The sequence below is a fragment of the Marichromatium bheemlicum genome, assembly GCF_012276755.1.
Lineage (GTDB): Bacteria > Pseudomonadota > Gammaproteobacteria > Chromatiales > Chromatiaceae > Marichromatium > Marichromatium bheemlicum.
The window spans coordinates 234,596-245,602 of record NZ_JAAXKX010000003.1 but is presented as its reverse complement, the minus strand read 5'-3'; the positions used below and the strand labels follow the sequence as shown (position 1 = coordinate 245,602).

The following is an 11,007-nucleotide window of genomic DNA, read 5'->3' as shown; positions in this document are numbered from 1 at the left end:
GTTCGAGTGCGCGCGGGTCACGCAGCGCGCGGGTAAACAGTGCGCGCTGCGCCGGTGACTGATAGAGCTGCGGGGTCGGCATCAGCTCGCGCGTCTTGTCCGCACAGCCAGCGAGCACGAACAAGACCGCCAACCACAGTCCCCACCGACACCGCGAGACGCCCCTGTACATCGCCCACCCCCATCACGACACGGTCACCGCGCGTGCAGCCCTGGTGTGACACGCCCCCTGATGCGTGCGCGACTCAGCGCAGCAGATCCTGGCGACGGCGCTCGAATTCCTCGTGCTCGATCTCACCCCGCGCATAACGTGACTCGAGGATCCGCAACGCCTCCTCGCTGGCACGGCCCTCGGCGCCGCGTTGTTCACGTCGCCCGGCGCGCAGTGCCCAGACCACACCCAGGATCACTAGGATCCAGAAGATCCAACCAAGCCCACCGGGCATCCAACCATGATGCATCGTTCATTGCTCCAGAGTTCAGAGTTTCAGGGATTTGAGCCGCAACGCGTTGGCGATCACCGAGACCGAGCTGAGACTCATCGCGGCGGCGGCGACGATCGGCGAGAGCAGCAGCCCGAAGACCGGATAGAGCACCCCGGCCGCGACCGGGACACCGAGCGCGTTGTAGACGAAGGCGAAGAACAGGTTCTGGCGGATGTTACGCATCACCGCCACGCTCAACCTGCGCGCCCGTACCAAGGCGCGCAGGTCGCCCTTGACCAGGGTCACGCCGGCACTCTCTACCGCCACGTCGGTACCACTACCCATCGCGATACCGACCTCGGCACGGGCCAGTGCAGGGGCGTCGTTGATACCGTCACCGGCCATCGCCACCCGCCGCCCCTCGCCCTGTAACCGCGCCACCACCGCGGCCTTGTCCGCCGGCAACAGCTCGGCCTCGACGTGGTCGATGCCGAGCGTGCGCGCCACCGCCTCGGCGGTACGCCGACCGTCGCCGGTGAGCATCACCAACTCCAGCCCCTGCGCGCGTAGCAGGTCGACCGCCTCGGCGGTGGTGGACTTGATCGGATCGGCGATCGCCATCGCCCCGGCCAGGACGCCGTCGACGGCGACAAAGATCACCGTCTGCGCCTGGTCGCGGGCGTGCTCTGCCCACGCCTGCAGCGGCTCGACCGCGACCTCGGCGGCAGCGAGACGACGGGCGTTGCCGAGCACGACATCACGCCCCTCGACCCGCGCCACGACACCCTCGCCGCTCACCGAATCGAACCCCTCGGCGGCGGGGACGTCGAGCCCGCGACGCTCGGCCTCACCGACCACGGCAGCGCCCAGCGGGTGTTCGCTGGCGCGTTCGACGGCGGCGGCGAGGTTCAGCAGCGACTCGGCGGAGTGCCCAGCCAGCGGCTCGATCGCCACCACCCGGGGGCGGCCCTCGGTGAGGGTACCGGTCTTGTCGATCACCAGGGTATCGACCCGTTCGAGCCGCTCCAAGGCCTCGGCGTCGCGGAACAGCACCCCGACCCCGGCGCCCTTGCCGCTGCCGACCATGATCGACATCGGCGTGGCCAGCCCGAGGGCACAGGGACAGGCGATGATCAGTACCGCCACGGCGTTGACCAAGGCATGGGCCAGCGCCGGCTCTGGCCCCAGCGACCACCACAGGACGAAGGTGAGCAGCGCGACCAGGATCACCGCGGGCACGAACCAGGCCGAGACCTGATCGGCGAGGCGCTGGATCGGCGCACGCGAGCGCTGCGCGGCCCCGACCAACTCGATGATCTGTGCCAACAGGGTGTCGGCCCCGACCCGCTCGGCGCGCATCACCAGCGCACCGCTGCCGTTGAGGGTGGCGCCGATCAGTGGCTCACCGGCACCGCGCGTGACCGGCATCGGCTCGCCGGTGAGCATCGACTCGTCGACCTGGCTGCGCCCCTCGAGCACCTCGCCATCGACCGGGATCTTTTCGCCGGGACGAATACGCAGCCGGTCGCCGGGTTGGATATCGGCAATCGCCACCCGCTCCTCGCCGCCGTCGGCCAACAATCGCACCGCCTCGCTCGGCGCCAGCCCGAGCAGGGCGCGGATCGCCGCGCCGGTGCGCTGACGCGCGCGCAGCTCCAGCACCTGCCCCAGCAGCACCAGGGTGGTGATCATCGCCGCGGCCTCGAAGTAGACGTGCACCCCACCATCGGCGGTGCGCATCGTCTCGGGGAACAGGCCCGGGGCGAGCAGCGCCACCAGACTGTAACCCCAGGCCGCCCCCACCCCGAGCCCGATCAGGGTGAACATATTGAGACGGCGCCGACGCAGCGAGCCCCAGGCACGCACGAAGAAGGGCGCGCCGGCCCACAACACCACCGGGGTGGCGAGCAGCGCCTGCAACCAACGTAACGCCTGCGGTGACAGCGCCTCCGGCAACCACTGCGCACGCAGGTCACCAACCATCGCCACCACCAGCAAGGGCAACGACAGCGCCAAGCTGACCCAGAAACGTCGACGCATGTCGACGAACTCGGGGTCGGGTCGGTCCGACATCGGCCCGACCGGCTCCAGTGCCATGCCGCACTTGGGACAATCGCCCGGGGCCTGGCGCTCCACCTCGGGATGCATCGGACAGGTGTAGGTCGGTCCCGGCGGCGTCAATGGCTCCAACGCCATGCCGCACTCGGGACAGCTGCCCGGCCCCTGCTGGCGGACCTCGGGGTGCATCGGGCAGGTGTAGGTGGTGGCCGACGGCACCGCAGGGGCGGGTGCGGGCTCGGCGGTGCCGAGATAACGCTCGGGATCGTCACGAAAGCGCTCGAGACAGTGCGTACTGCAGAAACGGTAGGTCGCACCACGATGGTGCTGGGTATGGGGCGCGGCGGCGGAAACGGTCATGCCACAGACCGGATCCGTCGCGGCATCGCTGGCGGGCTGCATGACGGACCTCGCTGCGGAGTGTATCGATAGGCGCGCCCACGGACGCGCCGACGTGGGCTCAGTCGCCCTGACGCTGTAGTTCGACCAGCTCCTCGAGCAGACGTTCGATGTTGGCCATGTGACGCTCCATACGTTCCATGTGTGCCTGCTGCATCGCCATACGTGAGCGCATCATCGGTGGCATCCCGGCGGGACCACCAGGCCCCATCCCCGGCGGCATGCCACCGGGCATCATCTGCCCCTGACCGGACATCGGCATCGGCGTGGTCGCCGGCGATGTCTCCTCGCCGAGTGCCGGCGCCGTCACCATGAGCCCGAGGAGCACCCCACCGAGGGCTCGACGGATGAACGACGCGTGCATTGCTGCGGACATCACAGACCTCCTTGCATGGGCTGATTGAAGACCACGCCGGGCATGGCCCACGACCTCAGCCCTGCCCGACTCCCCCGGAGACTGGGCTCGAGCGAGCAAGAATCAACCGGCCGATACCGAATCAGGCGGGGTCGCGACCTTGCAGCCAGAAATCGTGCAGGGCGGCAACATCCTGAGCACAGAGCAGCGGCATCGCCGCCTCGAGCAACTCGGGCGTCCAGTTCCACCAGGCCATCTCGAGCAGCTGTTCGATCTCCTCGGCGGTGAACCGAGCCCGAATCGGGCGCGCCGGATTGCCCGCGACGATGGTATAGGGCGGCACATCACGACTGACCAGGGCGCGACTGGCGATGACGGCACCGTCGCCGACCCGCACCCCGGGCATCAGCATCGCCTCGCTACCGATCCAGACGTCGTTGCCGATGACGGTGTCACCGGCCGGGACATAGCCATCGAGGGCGCCGGCGAAGGGAGCGGCATCGCGATAGAAGAAGGGATGAGTGCTGATCCAGTCGGTACGATGTCCCTGGTTGCCGGCCATCATAAAGACCGCACCACTACCGATCGAGCAGAAACGACCGATGATGAGACGATCGACGTCGTCTCGCTCGGGGTCGAGATAGCGCACACACTCTTCGAAGGAGTGATGGTGGTAGTAGCCCGAGTAGTAGCTGTAGTCACCAACCTGGATATTGGGATTGGTGACCTGCTCGCGCAGCGACTTGCCGACGAAGGGACTCTCGAAGTCATTGTGCATCCTGACGCTCCGTTCCATGACGCACACGACACGAGGTGCGTCGATTCGTTCAACCTCAACGTGGGAGTGTAACCGCCGCTCACAACGCGCTGCTATCATCGCGATCCAGTGCCAGTTGCAGCCAGAACGCGTCATGATCTCCCGTCCCTTCGAATACCGTTTCATCGTCCAGCTACACGACACCGATGCCGCCGGGCGCCTGTTCTTCGCCCATCTGTTCCGCCACGCCCACGATGCCTACGAGGCGTTGATGCGCGAGGTCGGCCAGCCGCTACCGGCGCTGATCGCCGAGCAGACACGGCTGTTGCCGCTCACCCATGCCGAGGCCGACTATTTGCAACCGATCCAGCACGGCGAGCGGATCAGCGTCGAGGTCGAGGTCCTGGAACTGCGCCGCCGCTCCTTCAGCCTCGGCTACCGCTTCCTCGACGCCCACGGCCACCTCGTCGCGCGGGCGCGCACCGTCCATGTACAGATCGCCCTGGAGCCAGGGGACTCGCACACCCTCGCCCCCGAACTGCGCGCGGCCCTCGAACTCCACCTCGTCACCGCGCCGACCGAGTGAGGACACGCGGCGCCAGCGGCCAGCGAGATTGAACCGCCAAGACGCCAAGGTCGCGAAGCGGGAAAAGAGCAAGCTATCTTCAGCCTTCAGCAGGAAGCAGCTCCAGCCGTCAACGCCTTGAAATTAAAAAACTTTGCGCGCTTTGCGTCTTAGCGGTTCAGTCTTTCCGGCTGACGACTGACCTCAGCGCACCGGCAACGGGCACTTGCGCCCGTCCTCGTCGACCCGGACGAAGGTGATGCAGGTCGAGAAGATCGCCTGCTCGGTGCCGGTCTCGAGATCGTCGGCGAAGACGCTCACCGCATAGGTCAACGAACTGGTGCCACGACGCGCCTCGGCGGCCTCGAAGCGCAGCACCGCACCCTCACCGACCCCGCGATGGAATTCCACCCGGTCCATGCCGATGGTGACGAAGCGACAACCAGGGTTGTCACGGCTGGCGGCGATCCAACCGATCTCGTCGACCCACTGCAGCATGAAGCCACCGAACAGATGGCCATAATGGTTGAGATGTCCGGGGCGGACGACCTTGTAGTTCTCCATAAACGTCCCTCGATGCAACAAAACCTTCAAAAAAACCCTATTTAACTGCGCTGGGTCTATACAAAGCCCCGCACGAGTTGGGTATTTTTCGCCCCCGCACACGCCAACGACCTGATCGAGGGGAAAACATGCCCGACACCGCGGCCCTAGGCTGGATCGACATCGTCGTCATTCTGACCTATCTGTTGACGACCGCCTATCTCGGCTGGCTCGGTTATCGCGGCACCCGCTCGGCGGCCGACTTCCTCGTCGGCGGCCGTGGCACCCATCCGGTGGTGATGGCCATCTCCTATGGCGCCACCTTCATCTCCACCGCAGCCATCGTCGGCTTCGGCGGGGTCGCCGGGTTGTTCGGCATGAGCCTGCTGTGGCTGGTGTTCACCAACATCGCCATCGGCATCCTGCTTGCCTTCGTACTACTCGGCGAGCCGACCCGCCGGCTCGGCCATCATCTCGGCGCCCACACCTTCCCCGAGTTACTCGGCAAGCGCTACCAGAGCCGCGCCATCCAGCTCTTCTCCGGTGGCCTGATCTTCCTCTTCATGCCGCTCTACGCCGCGGCGGTGATGACCGGCGGCAGCGTCTTCGCCGCCACCCAGTTCGGCATCGACTTCGAGGTCGCGCTGCTGGTCTTCGCGCTGATCACCGCCGCCTACGTCATCCCCGGCGGACTCAAGGCGGTGATGTACACCGACACCCTGCAGGGGCTGGTGATGATGGGGGCGATGCTGTTTCTGCTGGTATTCACCTATGCCTCGCTCGGCGGCATCGGCGAGGCCCACCGGGCGCTCACCGAGATGGCCGATCTGGTACCGGCGCCACTACAGGAGATAGGACATCGCGGCTGGACGGCGATGCCCGCGTTCGGCTGGGGCTCGGAGCGCTACGACCTGTGGTGGATCGTGGTCAGCGGCATCATCCTCGGGGTCAGCATCGGCGTACTCGCTCAGCCGCAGCTGGCGGTGCGCTTCATGACCGTACGCAGCCGCCGCGAACTCGATCGCGCGGTACCGGTGGGGGCGGTGTTCATCCTGCTGATGGTCGGCACCCCCTATCTGGTCGGCAGTCTGTCGAACGTCTGGTTCGCCCAACACGGTCCCGAGATCCACGGTCAGCTGGTCGAGCCGCTCGACAGCGCACACGACCACGCCCTGATCCAGCCGATGGTCCAGGACGCGCAGGGGCTGTGGTCGACCGATCCGGCGCGCCAGCCGCTCCCGCTGATCGTCACCAGCCGCAGCAGCGCCCACGACACCAGCGGCGCCCCCATCACCCTGATCAGTGGTCGCGCCAGCGCGATCAGTGCCGTCGACGGCGACGCCGATCGCATCATCCCCGCCTATATCGGCGCGGCCCTGCCACGTTGGTTCGGCGTGGTCTTCCTGCTCGCGCTGCTGGCCGCGGCGATGAGCACCATGTCGAGCCAGTTCCATACCATCGGCACCGCCGCCGGGCGTGACCTCTACGAACGCATCGGGCGTGGGCGCCAGCGCGAGCCGAGCCTCATGGTGATGCGCCTGGCGGTGATGGTGGGGCTGCTGATCGCCGTCACCATCAGCTACGCGGTGCGTCAGGAGTATGTGGTCGCGCGCTTCACCGCGATCTTCTTCGGGCTGTGCGCGGCGAGCTTCCTTCCGGCCTACTTCGGCGCCCTGTTCTCGCGTCGCGCCACCCGCGTCGGGGCGCTGGCCTCGATGGTGGTGGGCATGGGCGTGTCACTGTTTTGGCTGGTGCTGGTCAAGTCCAAGGAGGCCGGCGCCATCGGTCTGGTACAGCACCTGACCGGCGGCGAGACCAGCCTGCTCGCCGGTCACCCCAACTGGCCGATGGTCGATCCGGTGCTGATCGCACTGCCGGCGGCCACCCTGACGCTGATCCTGGTGAGCGCGCTCACCCGCCCCCCCGAACCCGCACACCTGGCGCGCTGCTTCCCGGAGCAGCGCACCGGCGACTGACGCCGTCTTCACCGCCGGCGGCGACGAGACAACGACGCCCGGAGCAACCGGGCCACAGGAGATGACGCATGCTCGGTATCGAAGACCCTTGGGTCTGGCTGGCCTATCTCGGCAGCATCCTGGTGACCCTGATCTGCGTGCTCTACGGTTGGCTACGACGCGATACCGCAACCGACGAGCTCAGCGCCGAGGACCGCCGCTGGGCGCTCGAGGAACAGCAGGTCGAAGATGCGTTGCGCTAGGCTCATCCCTGGCCTCGTCGTGTTCGCGGCGCTACTGCCTGCGGCCCCGACCCAAGCAGCCGACAACGCCTTCGACTGGGGCGCCGATCTACGCCTGCGTCAGGTCTTCATCGGCAACGTCGGCTTCAACAGCGACAGCCCCACCGCCGAGCGCAACTTCCAGCGTTATCGTGCCCGGCTCTGGGGCGGCTACCAGATCGACCCCGGCGAGCGCCTCGACGCCCGGCTGATCTGGGAGGGGCGCCACTATGTGCGGCCCACCCCCGGTGACTGGCCGCTGCACGGGTTCGAGCGCAACTACAGCGGCGGGGTGCTCCTCGACCGGCTGGTATTCACCCTCGAGGAACCCGGCGGGCTGCCGCTCACCCTCCGGCTCGGCCGCCAGGACCTGATCTTCGGCAATGGTTGGCTGGTGCTCGAGAGCAGCCCCTTCGACGGCTCGCGCTCGATCTATTTCGACGCCGCCCGCGCCACCCTCGCCCTCGCCGGCGACACCCAGCTCGACCTGGTCTACATCGACCAGAGCGCCGACACCGGACGCTTTCCGCAGGCGCTCAACGGCGAGCTCGAGGACCAGATCGAGCAGCACGAGAGCGGCCTCATCCTCTATGCCCGCAACCGCGCGCTGATCCCCGGCGCCGATCTCGACGGCTACTTCATCTACAAACACGCCCGGCCCAACCAGACCCCGGGCAACCGCCGTGTCAGCAACGGCTACCCCTTCCCGGCACCCACCGACAGCGGCGACGTCTACGCCGCCGGCGCGCGCCTCGACACCCCGCTGGCCGAGCGCTGGCGGCTGCGCGCCGAGGGCGTCTACGAGTGGGGCACGCGCAACGGGCGCGATCTCGACGCCCTCGGGTTCAACAGCCGGCTGACGCTGGACCTCGGCGACGGGCTCCACGGCAAGCTCCATCTCGACTACGAGTACCTCTCCGGCGACGACCCCGACAGCGCCGGCGACCAGGCCTTCGACCCGCTGTGGGGACGCTGGCCGCAGTGGAGCGAGCTGATGATCTACCAGTGGCCACTCGAGACCCGGGTCGGCGAGGCGAGCAACCTGCACCGCGCCAACCTCGGCTGGATCGCCCAGCTACTGCCCTCGACCCGACTCACCCTCGACTATCACGCCCTCTGGGCCGACCAGCGCAGCACCCGCAGCACCGCGCAGCTGGCCAACCTCAGCGGCGCGAGCGACTTCCGCGGCCATCTGTTCACCGCCAGGCTCAAGACGCACTTCAACGCGCACCTAGCCGGTCATCTGGTGGCCGAGTATCTGCAGCCGGGCGACTACTATGCTGCGCAACGGCGCGACAATGGCTATTTCGTACGCGCCGAACTCAGCCTCAGCTGGTGAGGGCCGCCGGTCTCTTGGTTGCTGCGACGCAACAGGGGGGCCGATAATGCAACCAGAACCCTTCCGACCCTAACTAGAGCGAAACCGAGACCATGACTGGAGAACGGCTTTTGTTGAGCGGCGACGATGCGGTCGCCCTGGGAGCGCTGCACGCCGGTGTGCGGCTAGGCACCGGTTATCCCGGCACGCCCTCGACCGAGATCCTCGAGACCTTCGATCGCCTCGGCGGCCGCGCCCAGTGGTCGCCCAATGAGAAGGTCGCGCTCGAGGTCGCCTGCGGCTCGGCCTTCGCCGGCGCGCGTACCATCGTCACCATGAAACACGTCGGCCTCAACGTCGCCGCCGACGCCCTGTTCACCGCCACCCACACCGATGTCGACGGCGGCCTGGTGATCGTCTCGGCCGACGACCCCGGCATGGCCTCAAGCCAGAACGAGCAAGACAACCGTCACTACGGTCGCGCCGCCGCCGCACCGGTGCTCGAGCCGATCGACTCACAGCAGGCCTACGACTTCACCTGGCTCGGGCTCGAACTCTCCGAGCGTTGGAAGATCCCGGTGATCCTGCGTCTGACCACCCGCATCTGTCACGCCAAGACGGTGGTGCGCCCGCGCCGGCCACACCAGGACGCAGGGGCGCTCAGCTTCCGCCGCGACATCCCGGCGCGGGTGATGATCCCGGCCTTCGCCAAGCCGGCGCACCGCCGGCTGCGCCAGAAGCTCGCCGAGATCACCACCTGGAACGAGGCCGAGGGACCGATCGAGGAGCACCAGGGCAGCCGTGAACTCGGCATCGTCGCCACCGGCGTGGCCGCAGTACACGCCCGCGAGGCCGCGCCCGAGGCCAGCCAGCTGACCCTCGGCCTGACCTACCCGCTGCCGCTCGAGCGCATCCGCGCCTTCGCCGCTACCGTCGACCGCCTGGTGGTGATCGAGGAAGGCGACCCGGTGCTGGTCGACAGCCTGCGCGCCGCTGGCATCACCGCCGAGGGCAAGCCCGAGCAGTACCGCTTCGGTGAACTCAACGTGGCGCGAGTGCGACGCATCCTCGCCAACGACACCAGCCCCGAGACCGAGCCACCGGCGGGCAAGCCCCCGGAGCTGTGTCCCGGCTGCTCGCACCGCGCGGTGTTCGAGACCCTGCGTGACCTCGACTGCATCGTCTCCGGCGACATCGGCTGCTACACCCTCGGCGTGCTGCCACCCTTCTCCGCCATGGATACCTGCGTGTGCATGGGCGCGAGCGTCGGCGTCGGGCTCGGGCTGCGTCACGTCCTCCCCGAGGACGAGGCGCGCCGGGTGGTGAGCGTGATCGGCGACTCGACCTTCGTGCACTCCGGACTCACCGGCATCGCCGAGATGGTCTACAACCCGCCGGCCACCGGCCACGTAGTGTTGATCCTCGACAACGCCACCACCGCCATGACCGGCCAACAAGAGCACCCGGGCACCGGGCGCCTGCTCGACCACAGCCCGACCAACCGCATCAGCTTCGAGTCGGTGTGCACGTCGATGGGCGTCGACAACGTCCACGTGCTCGACCTGCACCACGATGCCGCCGGTCTGCGCCCACTGCTCGAGGACCTGCTCGCCCGTGACGAGACCTCGGTGGTGATCACCCGTCAGCCCTGCGTGCTCGCCGCACCCAAGATCCGGCTCTACGAGAAGGCCGCCGCCGAGCAGGCCGAGACCCAGGACTGAACCCACCGCACCGCGCCCACCCGCGGGGCGGGCGCGGGCATCGTCCCGAACCCCGGGGCGCGCCACTGCGCAGCGGCGCGCGCCCCTACCTTGAGCGAGAAGATTCGATGCAACAGGTCAAGAACATCGTGATCGCCGGACTCGGCGGCCAGGGGGTCATCAAGGCCTCCGACATCCTCGCCGACGCGGCCTTCCGCGCCGGCTTCGACGTCAAGAAGAGCGAGCTGCACGGGATGAGCCAGCGTGGCGGCTCGGTGAGCAGCGACGTGCGCTATGGCGAGGCGGTGCTCAGCCCGATGGTTCCCCCCGGCGAGGCTGACGTGCTGCTGGTGCTCGAGGCCACCCAGGTCGAGGTCAACCGCCCCACCCTACGTCCCGGTGGACTGCTGATCGGTCCCGAGGTGATCGAGCCCGGCGCACTGCGCAACCGCAAGAGCCTCAACGTCGCCCTGCTCGGCGCGCTCTCCACCGCGCTCGAGATCGACCAAGGCCACTGGATTGCGGCGATCCACGCCAACCTGGCCACGAAGCTCCACGCCATCAACGAACAGGCCTTCGCACTCGGCCGTGAGGGCGCAACGCGCCAGCTCGGTCAATGAAGGTCGGCGGGGCGCGAACGCTGCCCCCCAT

Annotated in this window: 11 protein-coding genes; 6 read left to right on the top strand and 5 right to left on the bottom strand. The window is 67.9% G+C overall.

The annotated features are described in order from the left end of the window. Positions 1–245: 245 nt before the first annotated feature. The 4 genes from HF203_RS04320 to catB form a co-directional block, all read right to left on the bottom strand. Positions 246–461: an SHOCT domain-containing protein gene (locus tag HF203_RS04320; protein ID WP_168666916.1), complete on the bottom strand. Its 216-nt coding sequence runs from the start codon at positions 459–461 to the stop codon at positions 246–248. Between the two features lie 18 nt (positions 462–479). Continuing rightward, positions 480–2,885 carry a heavy metal translocating P-type ATPase gene (locus tag HF203_RS04315; RefSeq protein ID WP_168666914.1) on the bottom strand — a complete coding sequence of 802 codons (2,406 nt, stop codon included), beginning with the start codon at positions 2,883–2,885 and terminating at the stop codon, positions 480–482. Between the two features lie 58 nt (positions 2,886–2,943). Next, positions 2,944–3,258 (bottom strand): hypothetical protein, encoded by a 315-nt coding sequence (locus HF203_RS04310; protein ID WP_168666913.1) that lies wholly within the window; start codon positions 3,256–3,258, stop codon positions 2,944–2,946. A gap of 121 nt (positions 3,259–3,379) precedes the next feature. Further along, a complete protein-coding gene (catB, locus tag HF203_RS04305; protein WP_168666911.1) occupies positions 3,380–4,015 on the bottom strand; it encodes a type B chloramphenicol O-acetyltransferase in 636 nt (211 codons plus the stop codon). Positions 4,016–4,148: 133 nt separating this feature from the next. On the opposite strand from catB, the gene HF203_RS04300 reads away from it, so the two are divergent. Then, the gene (locus tag HF203_RS04300) at positions 4,149–4,580 is read left to right on the top strand and encodes an acyl-CoA thioesterase (protein WP_168666909.1); all 432 of its coding nucleotides are present in this window, start codon (positions 4,149–4,151) and stop codon (positions 4,578–4,580) included. A gap of 183 nt (positions 4,581–4,763) precedes the next feature. On the opposite strand, the gene HF203_RS04295 is transcribed toward HF203_RS04300, so the two are convergent. Next, positions 4,764–5,123: an acyl-CoA thioesterase gene (locus HF203_RS04295; RefSeq protein WP_168666907.1), complete on the bottom strand. Its 360-nt coding sequence runs from the start codon at positions 5,121–5,123 to the stop codon at positions 4,764–4,766. Between the two features lie 128 nt (positions 5,124–5,251). Between HF203_RS04295 and HF203_RS04290 the strand changes: the two genes are divergently transcribed. The 5 genes from HF203_RS04290 (at position 5,252) to HF203_RS04270 (ending at position 10,976) form a co-directional block, all read left to right on the top strand. After that, complete coding sequence (locus HF203_RS04290) at positions 5,252–7,078, top strand: sodium:solute symporter family protein (RefSeq protein ID WP_168666905.1); 1,827 nt, start codon at positions 5,252–5,254, stop codon at positions 7,076–7,078. 68 nt (positions 7,079–7,146) lie between these two features. Then, positions 7,147–7,320, top strand: coding sequence for a symporter small accessory protein (locus HF203_RS04285; RefSeq protein ID WP_168666903.1), 174 nt, complete (start codon positions 7,147–7,149; stop codon positions 7,318–7,320). After that, positions 7,307–8,677 carry an alginate export family protein gene (locus tag HF203_RS04280; protein ID WP_168666901.1) on the top strand — a complete coding sequence of 457 codons (1,371 nt, stop codon included), beginning with the start codon at positions 7,307–7,309 and terminating at the stop codon, positions 8,675–8,677. Before HF203_RS04285 ends, HF203_RS04280 begins: the two co-directional genes overlap by 14 nt. A 92-nt stretch (positions 8,678–8,769) precedes the next feature. After that, positions 8,770–10,377 (top strand): thiamine pyrophosphate-dependent enzyme, encoded by a 1,608-nt coding sequence (locus tag HF203_RS04275; RefSeq protein WP_168666899.1) that lies wholly within the window; start codon positions 8,770–8,772, stop codon positions 10,375–10,377. Positions 10,378–10,484: 107 nt separating this feature from the next. Continuing rightward, positions 10,485–10,976 carry an indolepyruvate oxidoreductase subunit beta gene (locus tag HF203_RS04270; RefSeq protein WP_168666897.1) on the top strand — a complete coding sequence of 164 codons (492 nt, stop codon included), beginning with the start codon at positions 10,485–10,487 and terminating at the stop codon, positions 10,974–10,976. Positions 10,977–11,007: the final 31 nt, after the last annotated feature.